This window comes from Streptomyces sp. SS7, assembly GCF_037993025.1.
GTDB lineage: Bacteria > Actinomycetota > Actinomycetes > Streptomycetales > Streptomycetaceae > Streptomyces.
The window spans coordinates 3,684,824-3,696,992 of record NZ_CP141223.1; the positions used below are offsets into that span (position 1 = coordinate 3,684,824).

General features: G+C 62.7%; 26 protein-coding genes. 3 read left to right on the forward strand and 23 right to left on the reverse strand.

What is annotated here, in order from left to right; translation table 11 throughout:
* Position 1 precedes the first annotated feature (1 nt).
* The 3 genes from U5640_RS16835 to U5640_RS16845 all read left to right on the forward strand — a co-directional run bounded on the left by U5640_RS16835 (position 2) and on the right by U5640_RS16845 (position 1,487).
* Positions 2 to 265 (forward strand): hypothetical protein, encoded by a 264-nt coding sequence (locus U5640_RS16835; protein ID WP_340376611.1) that lies wholly within the window; start codon positions 2 to 4, stop codon positions 263 to 265.
* A 65-nt stretch (positions 266 to 330) separates the two neighbouring features.
* A complete protein-coding gene (locus U5640_RS16840; protein WP_340376612.1) occupies positions 331 to 1,155 on the forward strand; it encodes a LysM peptidoglycan-binding domain-containing protein in 825 nt (274 codons plus the stop codon).
* 17 nt (positions 1,156 to 1,172) lie between these two features.
* Positions 1,173 to 1,487 (forward strand): hypothetical protein, encoded by a 315-nt coding sequence (locus tag U5640_RS16845; protein ID WP_340376613.1) that lies wholly within the window; start codon positions 1,173 to 1,175, stop codon positions 1,485 to 1,487.
* A 137-nt stretch (positions 1,488 to 1,624) separates the two neighbouring features.
* On the opposite strand, the gene U5640_RS16850 is transcribed toward U5640_RS16845, so the two are convergent.
* The 23 genes from U5640_RS16850 to U5640_RS16960 form a co-directional block, all read right to left on the reverse strand.
* Complete coding sequence (locus U5640_RS16850) at positions 1,625 to 1,795, reverse strand: hypothetical protein (RefSeq protein WP_340376614.1); 171 nt, start codon at positions 1,793 to 1,795, stop codon at positions 1,625 to 1,627.
* Positions 1,796 to 1,951: 156 nt separating this feature from the next.
* Positions 1,952 to 3,760, reverse strand: coding sequence for a DUF6884 domain-containing protein (locus tag U5640_RS16855; protein ID WP_340376615.1), 1,809 nt, complete (start codon positions 3,758 to 3,760; stop codon positions 1,952 to 1,954).
* A gap of 322 nt (positions 3,761 to 4,082) precedes the next feature.
* Entirely contained in the window at positions 4,083 to 4,361 is a 279-nt protein-coding gene (locus U5640_RS16860) for a hypothetical protein (protein ID WP_340376616.1), read from the reverse strand.
* A 12-nt stretch (positions 4,362 to 4,373) separates the two neighbouring features.
* Positions 4,374 to 5,744, reverse strand: a complete 1,371-nt coding sequence (locus U5640_RS16865) for a DUF3987 domain-containing protein (RefSeq protein ID WP_340376617.1) — start codon at positions 5,742 to 5,744, stop codon at positions 4,374 to 4,376.
* 15 nt (positions 5,745 to 5,759) lie between these two features.
* Positions 5,760 to 5,948, reverse strand: a complete 189-nt coding sequence (locus U5640_RS16870) for a hypothetical protein (protein ID WP_340376618.1) — start codon at positions 5,946 to 5,948, stop codon at positions 5,760 to 5,762.
* Positions 5,949 to 6,056: 108 nt separating this feature from the next.
* Positions 6,057 to 6,350: a hypothetical protein gene (locus tag U5640_RS16875; RefSeq protein ID WP_340376619.1), complete on the reverse strand. Its 294-nt coding sequence runs from the start codon at positions 6,348 to 6,350 to the stop codon at positions 6,057 to 6,059.
* On the reverse strand, positions 6,343 to 6,573 hold the full coding sequence (locus U5640_RS16880; protein WP_340376620.1) for a hypothetical protein: 231 nt from the start codon (positions 6,571 to 6,573) through the stop codon (positions 6,343 to 6,345). Before U5640_RS16880 ends, U5640_RS16875 begins: the two co-directional genes overlap by 8 nt.
* A 5-nt stretch (positions 6,574 to 6,578) precedes the next feature.
* Positions 6,579 to 6,920 (reverse strand): hypothetical protein, encoded by a 342-nt coding sequence (locus U5640_RS16885; RefSeq protein WP_340376621.1) that lies wholly within the window; start codon positions 6,918 to 6,920, stop codon positions 6,579 to 6,581.
* On the reverse strand, positions 6,917 to 7,255 hold the full coding sequence (locus tag U5640_RS16890; RefSeq protein ID WP_340376622.1) for a histone-like nucleoid-structuring protein Lsr2: 339 nt from the start codon (positions 7,253 to 7,255) through the stop codon (positions 6,917 to 6,919). The genes U5640_RS16885 and U5640_RS16890 overlap by 4 nt, the downstream gene beginning before the upstream one ends.
* Positions 7,252 to 7,539 carry a hypothetical protein gene (locus U5640_RS16895; protein ID WP_340376623.1) on the reverse strand — a complete coding sequence of 96 codons (288 nt, stop codon included), beginning with the start codon at positions 7,537 to 7,539 and terminating at the stop codon, positions 7,252 to 7,254. The genes U5640_RS16890 and U5640_RS16895 overlap by 4 nt, the downstream gene beginning before the upstream one ends.
* Positions 7,540 to 7,720: 181 nt before the next feature.
* Positions 7,721 to 8,161: a hypothetical protein gene (locus U5640_RS16900; protein ID WP_340376624.1), complete on the reverse strand. Its 441-nt coding sequence runs from the start codon at positions 8,159 to 8,161 to the stop codon at positions 7,721 to 7,723.
* Positions 8,162 to 8,647 carry a hypothetical protein gene (locus tag U5640_RS16905; protein WP_340376625.1) on the reverse strand — a complete coding sequence of 162 codons (486 nt, stop codon included), beginning with the start codon at positions 8,645 to 8,647 and terminating at the stop codon, positions 8,162 to 8,164.
* Between the two features lie 2 nt (positions 8,648 to 8,649).
* Entirely contained in the window at positions 8,650 to 8,928 is a 279-nt protein-coding gene (locus tag U5640_RS16910; protein WP_340376626.1) for a hypothetical protein, read from the reverse strand.
* Positions 8,929 to 8,940: 12 nt separating this feature from the next.
* Positions 8,941 to 9,153 carry a hypothetical protein gene (locus tag U5640_RS16915; RefSeq protein WP_340376627.1) on the reverse strand — a complete coding sequence of 71 codons (213 nt, stop codon included), beginning with the start codon at positions 9,151 to 9,153 and terminating at the stop codon, positions 8,941 to 8,943.
* Positions 9,154 to 9,224: 71 nt separating this feature from the next.
* Positions 9,225 to 9,614 carry a hypothetical protein gene (locus U5640_RS16920; RefSeq protein ID WP_340376628.1) on the reverse strand — a complete coding sequence of 130 codons (390 nt, stop codon included), beginning with the start codon at positions 9,612 to 9,614 and terminating at the stop codon, positions 9,225 to 9,227.
* A gap of 63 nt (positions 9,615 to 9,677) precedes the next feature.
* Positions 9,678 to 9,932, reverse strand: coding sequence for a hypothetical protein (locus U5640_RS16925; RefSeq protein WP_340376629.1), 255 nt, complete (start codon positions 9,930 to 9,932; stop codon positions 9,678 to 9,680).
* On the reverse strand, positions 9,929 to 10,390 hold the full coding sequence (locus U5640_RS16930; protein ID WP_340376630.1) for a hypothetical protein: 462 nt from the start codon (positions 10,388 to 10,390) through the stop codon (positions 9,929 to 9,931). Before U5640_RS16930 ends, U5640_RS16925 begins: the two co-directional genes overlap by 4 nt.
* Positions 10,387 to 10,761: a hypothetical protein gene (locus tag U5640_RS16935; protein ID WP_340376631.1), complete on the reverse strand. Its 375-nt coding sequence runs from the start codon at positions 10,759 to 10,761 to the stop codon at positions 10,387 to 10,389. The genes U5640_RS16930 and U5640_RS16935 overlap by 4 nt, the downstream gene beginning before the upstream one ends.
* Before the next feature lie 2 nt (positions 10,762 to 10,763).
* A complete protein-coding gene (locus tag U5640_RS16940) occupies positions 10,764 to 10,958 on the reverse strand; it encodes a hypothetical protein (protein WP_340376632.1) in 195 nt (64 codons plus the stop codon).
* A 9-nt stretch (positions 10,959 to 10,967) separates the two neighbouring features.
* Positions 10,968 to 11,312, reverse strand: coding sequence for a hypothetical protein (locus U5640_RS16945; RefSeq protein ID WP_340376633.1), 345 nt, complete (start codon positions 11,310 to 11,312; stop codon positions 10,968 to 10,970).
* Entirely contained in the window at positions 11,312 to 11,479 is a 168-nt protein-coding gene (locus U5640_RS16950) for a hypothetical protein (protein ID WP_340376634.1), read from the reverse strand. The genes U5640_RS16945 and U5640_RS16950 overlap by 1 nt, the downstream gene beginning before the upstream one ends.
* 95 nt (positions 11,480 to 11,574) lie before the next feature.
* Positions 11,575 to 11,862, reverse strand: a complete 288-nt coding sequence (locus U5640_RS16955) for a hypothetical protein (protein ID WP_340376635.1) — start codon at positions 11,860 to 11,862, stop codon at positions 11,575 to 11,577.
* A gap of 1 nt (position 11,863) precedes the next feature.
* The gene (locus U5640_RS16960; RefSeq protein ID WP_340376636.1) at positions 11,864 to 12,163 is read right to left on the reverse strand and encodes a hypothetical protein; all 300 of its coding nucleotides are present in this window, start codon (positions 12,161 to 12,163) and stop codon (positions 11,864 to 11,866) included.
* Between the last annotated feature and the right edge of the window lie 6 nt (positions 12,164 to 12,169).

The following is a 12,169-nucleotide window of genomic DNA, read 5'->3' on the forward strand; positions in this document are numbered from 1 at the left end:
AATGGAGATTCAGGCTCTCTTCGCATACGCGGGAATGGGCGCTACCGCTATCGCAGCCCTCGTAATGACGAAGGCAGCATGGCGGCTCAATACGGCGAGGGTATGGAAAGAGGAGGCCGAAGCTCAAAAGGCGAGGGCTGACCGTCTCATGGAAGACCTGACGGAAATCAAGGAGCGGCTGACTCGGATCGAGGACGAGAACAAGCGTCTCGTCCAGATTCTGATGTCTCTCGACCCTGCACGAATCGCCGCTCTTCACGACTGACACAAGCCTATTCAGGGGCCGGTTATCTGACCGGCCCCTTTTTCATGCCCTGAAGGGGGTTCCTCATGAGTGGTGCCGCAGAGCTGATTCGCATAGCGAAGGCAGAAGTCGGCTACAAGGAAGGCTTCTCCAACGGCCACTGGGACAACAAGGAGAAGTACGCCGGCCAGGTTCCCGGCATGGCATGGGTAAGTGCTGGTGGCTACCCGTGGTGCGCCCTCTTCGTCTGCTGGGCCGCACTGAAGTCGGGGAACAACGACCTCTTCCCGCGTACTGCGTCCTGTGCCTACGCGCTCGACTGGTTCCGGCAGAAGGGCCGGTTCAGCGAGTACCCGGCCATCGGCGCTCAGGTCCTTTTCGGCCCGAACGGCGGGACTCACACCGGCATCGTCTACGCCTATGACTCGACCTACGTCTACACCGTCGAGGGCAACACCAACACCAGCGGTTCCCCGGAGGGCAACGGCGTCTATCTGCGCAAGCGCGCTCGACGCGACGCCTACACCTACGGCTACGGACTGCCCAAGTTCCCCGAGGGCGTGACCACCGCGGACCCTGCACTCAAGGGCAAGCCCGGCTTCACCTACGCGGCAAAGGCCACCGGGCCGGCGGCCAAGCACGCGGCCCCGAAGTCGACCGTAAAGAAGGTCGTCGTGAAGTCCGGCATGACGCTCTCCTCGATCGCCGTCGCAGCAGGCGTGACTCTCGCTTCGATCCTGACTGCCAACCCGAGCATCAAGGACCCCGACACCATCCGCCCCGGCCAGACCATCACCGTTCCTGCGAAGCCGTCGCCGACCGCGACGAAGAAGGCCACCCCGAAGGCCAGTGCCAAGCCGACCAAGAAGGCGACTCCCAAGGCCAGCGCCACCAAGTCCACCTGCAAGTGAGCCCCATAGGAGTCTCCATGAAGGAATTCATTGCTCGGCATGCCGTCCGCCTGGTCGGCCTGCTCGCTTCGATCACTCCCGTCCTGGTCGCGCGATACCCCGGCGTCCCGTGGGAAGCCCTGGTGGGTGTCGGCGCCGCGTTCCTCGGTCTGGGCGAGGTCGCCCAGCGCAAGCACGACACCAAGACTGCCGCCGCATGGGCCCTGGCCGAGGCTGGCCAGGTCGCCCTTCGGGAGATCGAGAAGCTACAGGACAAGGCCGCCACCGAGCTGCACGAGGAGCCGACCACTGCTGTCCCGCCGACTTACACGGCCTGGCAGCCCACGAACTGAGGTAGAGGGGTCTACCTCGGGTGAGAGATGAATCGCCCCCCAGCTTTCGGGCTGGGGGGCTTTTCTGCGTTCCGGCTATGATGCAACTGTGCGGCCCTGGATGATTCCACCTTCCAGGGCCGCTCTTCGTGGACGCGTCAGAACCGGGTCAGAACTCCATCAACGTAGCCGAGGGGCACGACGTCGGTGTGAGGCTCCAGCCCCTCAGGGTCGTCGCTGCGGTAGTGATACCTGCCTCGCTCGTCCTCGATCAGGGCCATGGGTTCCGCACCGCACTGTCGGCACTTCCAGACCTCGAACTCAGCCATCTGCGCCGAGGGATGCAGATCGCTCGGCCTGAGTACAGTCGCCAAATTTCTCCTCCCAACTTCCCTTACTGCTCAGATTCTGCCACTTACTGGCCAGATAAGAAAAGCGCCCTTGTACGGGGCGCATTCTTCTCTGCTGAGGCATATCGGATGGATTCACTTGCCCGTCCTCCGGTACTCCTCGCAACGGCGCTTCCAGTACGCCTTGGCCTGGTCCGTGTTCCCTTCCTCAGCCAGTTCGAGGAAGTTCGCCGGCACCTCGTAGCCGCCAGGCGGCATGGTCGCGGGTTCCTGGTCCTGGTGCTCGTTGTCCCTGGCCCAGAAGACCTGACTGGCCAGCGTGCACGTCTTGACCGACTCCCCCGTCTTGAAGTCGCTCAGGTCGTACTTGCCTTCTCCGATGTAGACGACCCTGACCTTCTGCCAGCGCTTCGGCTGAACGGCGTTGACCCCAGCCTTGCCGCCGTACCAGATGACCGGCTCGTTGCTACGGCCCCGGCTGGGGAGGTTCGGGATGTTGCGGAACTCCCCCCGGCTGTACTCCTCGGGCCAGTACAGCTCATCCGCAGGCTTCCCCCGGTCGTCGTACTCGACGAAGCCCTCAGGGGCCTCAGCGGGGATGGCCCACACATTCGACATGCTGTGAACCTGAGCGACTACCCGCCCCGTCTCCGGGTCCTTCAGGTGGTTCGTGCCGCTCTCGGACTCCGACCACTTCAGACCGACCAGAGGCCCGTTCTCGTTCACAGGCTGCTTGGCGAGCCCCCCGAAGTAGAAGAACCGTCGCTCGCCGCCCCAGGAAACGAAGTCACTCAGGCGCCGCTTCTCCCACTGCCTGACGGGCTCTTCCTGGTCCTGGTCGTTGTCCAGGGCCTCGCCCTCGTAGATGCCGGCGAGCTGCTTGAGCTGCTGTCCGATGCCTCCGGTTAGCGGCGCCTCTGCGTCCGGCCAGATTTGCCGAGCCGCCTTCACATACCTCTCTCCACCAAGGACGGTGACCTTCGCGTTCTTCATCCCCAGCTCCTCGACCTGCTTCTTCACGAATCCGAGCCGGACACTGCCCTTGTCGCCCATCTTCACGTCGTAATCCTCGATCTCCTCAGTGAGAGGGATGAGCCCGTACTTCGCACTGAGCACCATCGTGGGGCCGTCCATGACCTCAGCGGCCAACCGGCAGGCGGTGAAGTAGTTCCCGGTGTACCTCTCGTCCGCAGGGATCTTCCCCGGCTTCTGCGACTTCTTTCCGCCGCAGGCGATGACGACCAGGCGCTTCGGCTGCTCCTCGAAGCCTCCCCGGCCGTGAATTGCCTCCATGAAGCCCGCGGCTGTCAGCATCCCGTCGTCGTCCTTCTCGGGGGCCTGGTCCTCGTCGATCTCCAGGTACCCCGCGATGAGCCGCTGCGTCTTCTCGTGCGGCTCGGTGTAGTTGTCGAGGAACTTCTTCGCCGCCCGGCTGACTGCGCTGTGGTCGTGGTACTTCAGCCTGTCCATCTTCCGCAGCAGGTAGCCCAGAGCCTCGAAGCGCACCCGGCCGGACACGCCCGTGTTCGTCCATGCCATCTGGGATATGTCTTCCTCGACCTTCCCCGTCATGCTCTTGTCAGCGTTGAAGCCGCTCTTGTAGGGCGCGGGGAAGTGTCCAGCGAGGCTCTTCGGCATCTTGATCTCGTGCCGGATCTCTCGCGGGTCGTCCGGCTCGTAGTCCAGTTCATGGCGGCTCAGCACGGTCTTGGAGGCCATGACGTCGTTGCCGTTGTCGCTGTCGAGCCAGTTCCGGGCCTGCCTGATCAGCACTCCCAGGGCCGCGTTCGTGAGGGGGATGGTGCTTGATCGGTTCGAGTTGCCCATGCCCGTGGCCTTGCAGGCGTCCATGAGGTCGCGTTCGGCCTGCGTCTCCGCGTCCAGGGTCCGCGTCGCCCACTTCCGGAGCTGGGCGGGGACGTGGACCTCGATCTTGTCCGTCATGCTGATCTCCACTTCGGGTTCATGACTGTCGTTAAGAATGTTGAGTGCGGGTACATCGATGCGCCCCGTGCATACGTCGCAGTCGCATTCGTGGTGCATGCAGAAGCAGGCGAGTTCATCGCAGAGCCGGTCTGGACCGCGCCCATTCCCCTGGTCGAACCAAGTTGGATAGACCACGTGCTCACGCTCGTACGGATGGCCGTGCGGGAGGGGCCGGCCCATACAGTCGGCCCGAGAGTTGTCAGCGTTTTCCGGCACAAGAAAGGCCGCCCGGCACTTAGTGCACTGAAGGCGGCCTTCCGGTCGTTTCCTCAGGGTGTGTCTACTCAACCCAGACTTCCGTTTCACTGACGATGCGGATGCGGCTCGCGTCGCCGCCGGCCGCCTGTAGCGCCACCTTCATCACCTCCGGGTGAACACGGAGGACGGACACGCGCCCGTTCTGGGCGCGTGCACGGCTCCGAGTGACAGCCCTGCGCCGGCTGATCAGCTTGCGTCGTGTCTCCCGCTCTTCGCGGTCCAGCCGAAGCCATTCCTCCGCCGCACGCTGGGCGGCAGTCGAGGTCATCTTGCCGAAGTCGATGGGCTGTTCCTGGTGCATGGTGGGGCTTTCCTACAGAAGGGCCATGATCGGATTTGCGACAGGCGGAGTCGGCACCACGGCCGCAGCGTCCTTGCGCTGCTTCTTTCGCGGCTTGGATTCCTGTCCGATGACCACTCTAAGCTGAGGCTTGGTAGAAAGTGGAATCTTCTGTTCCGAATCGGAGGATTCCGGGATCTTGGTTTCAGCATCCTCGATCAGCCGATACATGATCGGCTTTGCCCCGCGTCCGGGCTGTTGCAGCTTGTAGACCTCGATGTCATCCATGCTCGCAACGGCCTCTTTAAGGCCCGCGGCATTGGTCCGCGTTCCCAGGGCTCGAAGCAGGATGGTGCTGGACGCCTCCCCGCCATGGCGACCGAGAATCTCCCTGACCAGGTCTTCCGTGGTCTTCATGGGCTTGGTGGACTGTTCGGCGGCGTCACGAACCAGCTGCTCGACACTCGCCATGCTCTTCTGCACGAAGGCCCAAGCTGCCTCGACGGCTCGCCTACTGATCTTCGTCTTCTTCTCGGTCACCGCGAGCACCGCCGCGATCCGATGAACCTGCTCGGCAGCCCGCTCCACGTAGACCGAGATCATCTCAGGCATCTCGGCCGCACGCTCTTCGACCTGGGCCCGGATCTCGTCGTACCGCTTGCCGGCCGCCTTGTCGAACGAGATGACACGTCGCTCCTGGGTGGCCCACTTGAAGGCATCCCTCAACGGCTTGGCATCGGGGAACACCGGCTTGTGGTCGTAGGGCAGGATCTTCGACCGCTCGACGATCACCGGCAACAGCCGGTTGTACGAGCCGCCCAGGGCCTCGCTCGAAGAGACGTACTTCGCCCATTCACCAGGGGTTATATGGGCGTGAAACCCAAGGAGGGGCTGAACAACGGTTACCTTGCCTTCCTTCTTGGTCTCGTTCGAGATCGCCTTTCCGTCCCAAGCCGTCCGGAAGAGCGTGCTGAACCGTCTGCACGCCTTCTGGGACTTGATGAGACCGGCCCACTCCTCCTCAACGACCAGAGCGCGACCGTCCATGCCCGTCTCGCTGCCCATCGTTTCCAGCTCCAGCTTGGCGAGCATGTTGACCAGGGCCGGCCCCGTAGAGATGCCGTCCTTGATTCGCGCCTCCAGGTAGCCGCCGATGACCGGGTGCAAGATGCCCTTGGCAGTTCCGAGGGCGTACCCCTTGCGTCCCAGGGCCGAACGGCCCGCAAGCACCGTCCAGACCACCACCGGACGGCCGTTGTCCAGGCGCACCTTCCGGCTAATCGCCGACGAGTACATGGACAAGCACGCGGCCCACACTCCAATCGGGTCCGCCTCACTCGACGGCATGGCCGCCTCAACGGCCTCGCCCAGGGGGCCGTACTTCATCGCCTCGAACGTGGTCACTTCCTGACTCCTCTCTTACGCGGACTTCGCGGCGAGCTGGCTGCTGCCGAGCGCTTCCGCGAACCAGGCCCGGAACTTCGTTCCGTGCTCCTCGCACACGTCGTACTCGTCGCCGAAGATTTCGAGCTTTCCGACCGCATCGCGCTCCTCTCCCTTCTTGTCGCACGGGTCGCACGTCACCGTCTTGATAACCTTTGTCGCCATTCCAAAAGGCTCCTTTGCGAATAGTTTCGAACGCTCGCCATTCCACTGCGAGCACCCATGACGAAGGGCCGGGAATTCCACTCCCGGCCCTTCGTTAAAGGTGTTCGTTCAGTTGGCCATACGTCGAGCCGCCGCTATCTCGGCACAGGTACGCTCGCCGTCGCGACGCAATTTCTCCACCCATTCCGGGTGAACGAACGTGTTGTCGTCGGGCCACCGCGGCTCGACTCCGTCCAGCCAGTTCGACCAGATTTCTGCTGTCTGCTCAGCCGCAGACGGGTGGTCGATTTCCCATAGCAGGGTGCGGAGTGCATGCGCGCGGTCCCCTCGCGGCTCAAACCCCGACCATGCGCTGTAATTCCTCGCGACGAGTTCACGGATGCGCTGAGCTTCTTCAGACACAGAGGACCCCCTTCAGCGCCATCCGGCCGGCCTGCCACTCCTTGGACGCGTGAGCCACCAGGAGCCGGGCGACCTCGCGCGGTTCGGCGTAGGCGCCGGCCAGGTGTCCGCAGTCGTGGAACACGGCGGTCAGAGACGCGAAGCTCTCGTCCCAGTCCGGCCGTTCAGCGGCGGCCCTGGCCCTGTCTTCCACGAGGGCGACGTCAAGCCAGAAGGTCTTCATGGCGCTCACTCGGCGGCCCCGAACTTCGCACGCTCCTTGTTGGGCATGTCCACGGGCGCCCACCACTTGAAGTAGGCGAAGCCCGCGAGGCTGCGGACGAACCGGGCCGGGAGAGGGACGATGCTGACCAGGCCCCGGTACACGAGCATGTCCAGCTCGGCGTCATCCGGGGTGTAGCCGATCGGGTCCTTCCCGGTGGCGTAGTAGTCGTGGCCTTCGAGGGCTTGCCCCTCTGCGGTGATCAGGGTCATGGCGTACTTCTCACTGCCGGGCGTCCACTCGACGACCACCCCGAGGTTGGTGAGACCGTCGGGGACCAGGCCCACGGCCACATGGGTGTGCTTCACGCATGTCCTTTCGCTTCGTTGTATGCCTCGATGACAGCCCGCGGAATGCGGCCTCGTGTGCCGACGAAGAATCCGTTCTCTGGGCCCCACTTGCGCATGTCCTTCATGAGCCAGGCCCGATGCGCCGCCTCTTTCGCAGACTCACGGCGCTGGCGGTCCCATTCCTCTTGCTGGGCCCGCCGCTGGGCCGCGCGCTTCTCCCGCTCCACATGAGCCGGGTAGTACGAATTGAAGTAACGCACTTCGGGCGGTGTCACTTCTCGCATGTCGTCCGGCTCTCTCAGTCGAGAGAGCACCATGAATTCTCGGACCAACGCGGGGTCCGGCTCGGTCACCTGACGCACTGCCCGATGTAATGAATCGAATAGGTCGTGCCGAACGGGATGTCGCTCAGCGCGAAACATCTTGCGGCCGACAACGCGGACTTCTCCGACTCGGCGAACACAACATGCCGAATGGTGTCGGGCAACTTCACGTCACACTCGACAACTACGTCCAGTTCCCCATGCTTCTCGGCACATTTCTTGTGACTGTGCTCGGTTTTCACAGTCACTTCGTGCTCGCCTTCAATGTCCGGCGACCACTCGATATAGGCCCAATGGGCTCCCTGAGGGCTCACGACTTCCTCATCTCGTTGAGGCACCGTTCCACCTTGCCCTCGGCAGCCATTCGGGCGGCCGAATAGTGCATGTGGGCGTGCAGCCTGGCAGTGAGGATGTCGAGAAACACCGTGCTCTCACTTCCGCGGAGAATGGCGTCTGCCGCTGCTTCCGCATACCACTGGTTCGAGGTGTATGCCATCACTCCGCCTTGAAGTCGATGGTGTCGATGATCGGGACGTACAGCCATCGGTCGGGGTCACGGGTACTGCGCTTGTGTGCGGCCAGAGAGGACTTCTGGCAGGCGTCGCACATGAACTCGTTTCCGAATGGCGTCTTCACGAGCGGGCCCCGACTCTCCGGGGAAAGCGGCTCCCCGGTTACCTGGGAACGCTTGTGGCATCCCTTGCAGACGCCTCCCCCGTCGATGCGCTCGAAGACGGTCACTGTCTTCGTGCTCCACCCCAACTTGCCCGTGTAGGTACGGGTCACGAGCCCGTGAGAAAGGGCCTCCGCCTTACGGAAAGCGTCCTTCCAGCGACCACCCCCAAGGATGTCAATCGGTGCCCCTCCCCACACCTCACACGTGTTGTGGTCATCGGTCTCGTTGGGGCATGCGAATACGTCGTATCGCCAACTCATTTATGCAGCCTTCCGAATGTCGGTCCAGTCGTAGAGCGCCAGAGGCGAGGGAACACCGTTCTCGACTTCGGTAACCGTCAGCCAGAAGTAGAGGCTGTGCCTCTTCTTCAGCTCCGCTTCCACGAACAACTTCGCCCGACCCTCGGCCTCAGCGCCGTTCTTGCCGTCCGCAACGACGGTCCATTCGGGGTCCTCGACCCCGTCGAACGCTGGTCCGCCGGCCCGAATGTCGAAGGTCCATACACCGTCCAATTGATGGCGGTGCGGTTCCGCACACTCGGTCTTGTGGTCCGCTATCGCGTCCTCGGCGTAGTTCACGTAACCGAAGACCCGAAGCATCGCCGCGTAACGCTCGGCGTCTTCACAGCTGTAGAACTCGATATCAGCAGCGCACCCAGAAGTGGTCACCGCCTCCACGAACGCCTCAGCGGCAGCGAGCTTCCGACCGAGTTCCTTGCGAACCCTCTTGGGATACTTGCGGGACATGACTACTTCTCCATTTCCAGAAGCATGCGGGCCTCTTCCACGAAGAGGACCCAGGTGTGTTGGGCGTCGAACGCGTAATCCGTATCCATCTCGTCGTAGTCGCCCATTTCCCAGTCCGCACAGGGCTGGTCATTGGGGTAGGGGTCGTAGGTCTTCAGGTTCTCCCTGAAGAACTCCTCACGGTCCTTCTCCCACTGCCCGTGAGCCTTGATCAGCCTTTCCAGCAAATCCACTTGCTCGGCACGCTGGCGCTTCATTCGCTTGGTGAACTTGCGAGACATCGCCATTTCCTCTCAGTCTTCGCCAGTCGTAATGACATCGACGAGCCATTCGTTATGGATTTCCCAGTGGCATCCCGGTGCAGGGCGCTCGCCGCGCCCGCCGCGCACGTTGTAGAGAATGCGGCCCCCACAATCGGCGCACGCATATGGCTTGCCGTCGATGTGCCGAATCGGCCCGCCGCATTTCAGACAGGGCACTACGTTCTTCGGAATCTGCTCGGACATTGCTTTCCTATCTGTCGGTTGCCCGTAGCGAACGGCCGGGAATTCCCGGCCGCCACCAAACAGGAACCGCGTCAGACGGAAACGGGCTCGGCCTGCTCCTGGTCCTCGTTGTTGAACGGGTCCGCGTCCGTCTCGTCGGGGACCGCGTAGCTCTGCCAGGCATCGGCCCCCTTGTGGTGGCCGGCCGCCCGAAGAACCTCGGTGAGGGCCTGCATCTGCCGGTCGTTGAGGCGGTCGCCTTCGTCGTAGGCCAGGCCCGTGTCATCGAAGACATCGGCGAAGTGCTGAGCGGCGACCACCACCAGCTCACGGCGGCGGCTCGTCGCAACCAGCTCCTTCACCTGTCCACTCAGCGCGTTCATGTCCTCGTGAAGGTGCGAGTTGGAGTGCACGAGAGCGGTGAGAGCGAGGTCTCGCATCTGTCGGCCTATGAGCCAGTTGGTGATGAACGGGATACGCATCGGGATCCTTTCGGGCATGAAAAAAGACCAGGGGAGTCCTGGCCTCGAAGGGGGAAGGGAAAGTCAGCTACTCAGGCGAGGGCTGGGCTCGATCAGGTAGGGACGCGATTCCGCGTAACGCTCGCAGAACTGCTGAAAGTCCAGCTCGGCCGCGAAGGGGAAAGCATCCCCATAGCCGTTGTCTTTGGCGAACGCGGACGAGTGCAACGGCCGGAGAGGCGGCCCATACTTCTCCTGCCACGGGTACCAGATGGAAATCTGGTTGGGCGCACACACCTCGAACACCGTGTCGTTGATGACGTGACGCCATTCGTTCACTCGGCCTCACGCTCCTTCAGGTTGTCGAACACCGCGATGGCCGTCATGCCGATCAGCCCGGCCTCAGGGCTCTTGTCGGTCATCCATCCACCACCGGCCATGAACTCGGAGAAGGCCATGTTGGAGTTCCACTCACCGCGCTCTCGCTTGAGCCTGAAGGCGACCCCCGCGGCCCGCTCCATGGCGTTCCCCGCGAACTCGATACGGTCCAGGTCGCTCCACTTCGCCGTGCCGGCGTGGTTCGTCACGTACTGCTCAGCAGCCTTGCGGGCGGCCTCCATGTCGAAGAGCACGTAGGCGCCGCACACTTCACAGGTCACGTCCTTGAGCTTCGAGGCGTAGACCGGCGAAGCCTCGAACACTCGCTTGTCACACGGAGTCATGTGTCCCGAGAAGGTGACGTGGACTTCCCCCGGGGTCGACTCACACCAGGCAACCTGAAACTCGACCTTGCTCACTTGCTGGCCTCCTTGATGCGGGTGGTGATCACGCTGTAGTCCGCCTGTCGACGCTCCACGTCGACAGGCGCGGGGCCGTCGAGGAACCCGCGCAGCAGCGCGGCCGTCTCGCCGTGATAGCCGATTCCCTCGTAGGAGTAGGCGGCATTGCCCATGTAGATGTTGGCTTCGGGGTAGTACGGGCCGCACTCAGCCGCCCAAGTGCCGTTCGCCCGGATCACAACGCGGTCGTACTCGTGCGAGGTTTCCAGGCCCTTGCGGTACTGCTCTTCCGCATATCCGGGAACCCTGCCGTCAAACTCCGTAGCGAAGTTCTCGGGGTTCAGGAAGTCCTCGGGCGGGAGGGCGTTGAGTTCGGAGTAGGGGCGCATTGTCAGACTTCTTTCTTGCTGAAGTGCTGGAACGTACGGATTGCCTGACGGCGTGAGAGCGTGCGGCCATCAGGCAACGAGCCCTTCAGGTGGTGCATCACGCTGTACCGGCCGGGAATGTGGTGCCGTCCCCACTTGCGGTAAATACGACCAACCGTGATCCCCTTGAACGGATTCACGAGAATGAGATTTCGCATGATTTCCCCTTAGGGGCGGACGTCGACTACGCCGAACTTCTCTACGGCATAGGCTTCCATGACGGTGAACATGAGCCGCAATTCCGTGTCTCCGAAGTCGATCACGTCGATTTCTTCCCACGTGGACGGCGTGCCGCCCTGCGAGTTGTCCCAGTTGTTGAACCAGTAGGTTCCCTCATCGGTCATCCGAGAGACACGGATCACCGAACGCTCACGCTCGTGCCATTGGAGCTGGTACTGTTCGCCGCCCTCCTTTCGCTCCCAAATGTGAAGCGAGTTGTAGCCGTAGTTGCCGCCACGGATGGCGAGCGGGTAGGCGTAGGGTTTGCTTTCCGGCTTCTTCTTACGAGGCATCACGTCGCCTCTTTCACAGTGGACTGGCAGGTGCGGGTGAAGGTCGCGAACTGGGAATCGGTGATCAGCCCGGACTCTCGCCACTCGGCAAGAAAATCGGTCTGCCCCTTGATCACGGGGACAGCGGCCTTTCCTCGGTTACCCTTTTCGAATTCGGTCTTACGCATCAAACCGCCTTTCTCAGGGAGTTGGGTTCTGTGTTGTCCGCACAGAGGCCGCGACGCAGGCCGGACCAGCGGCCGGCCTGGATCACGCTCACTGCCTACGGCCAGACTCGGGTGGGGTTCTTCAGAGGCCAGCCGCGCTCTATCAGCTCCTCGGAGAAGCTGAGGTGTTCGGCCCTCTTGCGGTTGACTAGCCGTACGGCATGCCAGTCCGTTGGCACCTCCGTCACGAGGCGCAGGATTTCATCCTTGAAGACGGTCATCTCGGCGCACTCGCTGTGATTCGGTCCGTCGAAGCTGCACACCATGAGCCATTTGAGATTGACGACGAACTGACAGCCGCACGGCCAGGAATTCCACCCGTGCCGAAGTTCTTTGGGCCCCATCTCAGGCCCTCCATTCCGCACGGCAGGGCTCGCACTCCCAGGTACCTTCGACCCAGGTCTTCGCGCACGAGTAGCAGTAGCCCTTATAGGCCCGCTCTCGACGCTCACCCTCGGCCTTGTTGATGGCGTCCAGGTGCGCTTGCCACACGGGCTTCTGCTCCTGGCACTCCCAGCACATGTAGCCGTACAGGGTCTTGCGCCTCTCGCGCTTACACAGCCAACAGGGCTCGTTGCGGTCTTTCATCATGTAGGCCGCCCACTCGTCTTCCTCGCGAGTCGACGGCAGGAAGTACACAGGCATGGTTGT

Coding starts and splice junctions, on each gene's coding strand:
- U5640_RS16940 (WP_340376632.1), bottom strand. CDS start 10,958: ATGCGAAATCTCATTCTCGTGAATCCGTTCAAGGGGATCACGGTTGGT.
- U5640_RS16950 (WP_340376634.1), bottom strand. CDS start 11,479: ATGCGTAAGACCGAATTCGAAAAGGGTAACCGAGGAAAGGCCGCTGTC.
- U5640_RS16960 (WP_340376636.1), bottom strand. CDS start 12,163: ATGCCTGTGTACTTCCTGCCGTCGACTCGCGAGGAAGACGAGTGGGCG.
- U5640_RS16945 (WP_340376633.1), bottom strand. CDS start 11,312: ATGCCTCGTAAGAAGAAGCCGGAAAGCAAACCCTACGCCTACCCGCTC.
- U5640_RS16870 (WP_340376618.1), bottom strand. CDS start 5,948: ATGGCGACAAAGGTTATCAAGACGGTGACGTGCGACCCGTGCGACAAG.
- U5640_RS16935 (WP_340376631.1), bottom strand. CDS start 10,761: ATGCGCCCCTACTCCGAACTCAACGCCCTCCCGCCCGAGGACTTCCTG.
- U5640_RS16920 (WP_340376628.1), bottom strand. CDS start 9,614: ATGCGTATCCCGTTCATCACCAACTGGCTCATAGGCCGACAGATGCGA.
- U5640_RS16915 (WP_340376627.1), bottom strand. CDS start 9,153: ATGTCCGAGCAGATTCCGAAGAACGTAGTGCCCTGTCTGAAATGCGGC.
- U5640_RS16845 (WP_340376613.1), top strand. CDS start 1,173: ATGAAGGAATTCATTGCTCGGCATGCCGTCCGCCTGGTCGGCCTGCTC.
- U5640_RS16955 (WP_340376635.1), bottom strand. CDS start 11,862: ATGGGGCCCAAAGAACTTCGGCACGGGTGGAATTCCTGGCCGTGCGGC.
- U5640_RS16860 (WP_340376616.1), bottom strand. CDS start 4,361: ATGCACCAGGAACAGCCCATCGACTTCGGCAAGATGACCTCGACTGCC.
- U5640_RS16835 (WP_340376611.1), top strand. CDS start 2: ATGGAGATTCAGGCTCTCTTCGCATACGCGGGAATGGGCGCTACCGCT.
- U5640_RS16880 (WP_340376620.1), bottom strand. CDS start 6,573: ATGAAGACCTTCTGGCTTGACGTCGCCCTCGTGGAAGACAGGGCCAGG.
- U5640_RS16910 (WP_340376626.1), bottom strand. CDS start 8,928: ATGTCTCGCAAGTTCACCAAGCGAATGAAGCGCCAGCGTGCCGAGCAA.
- U5640_RS16855 (WP_340376615.1), bottom strand. CDS start 3,760: ATGACGGACAAGATCGAGGTCCACGTCCCCGCCCAGCTCCGGAAGTGG.
- U5640_RS16840 (WP_340376612.1), top strand. CDS start 331: ATGAGTGGTGCCGCAGAGCTGATTCGCATAGCGAAGGCAGAAGTCGGC.
- U5640_RS16905 (WP_340376625.1), bottom strand. CDS start 8,647: ATGTCCCGCAAGTATCCCAAGAGGGTTCGCAAGGAACTCGGTCGGAAG.
- U5640_RS16900 (WP_340376624.1), bottom strand. CDS start 8,161: ATGAGTTGGCGATACGACGTATTCGCATGCCCCAACGAGACCGATGAC.
- U5640_RS16850 (WP_340376614.1), bottom strand. CDS start 1,795: ATGGCTGAGTTCGAGGTCTGGAAGTGCCGACAGTGCGGTGCGGAACCC.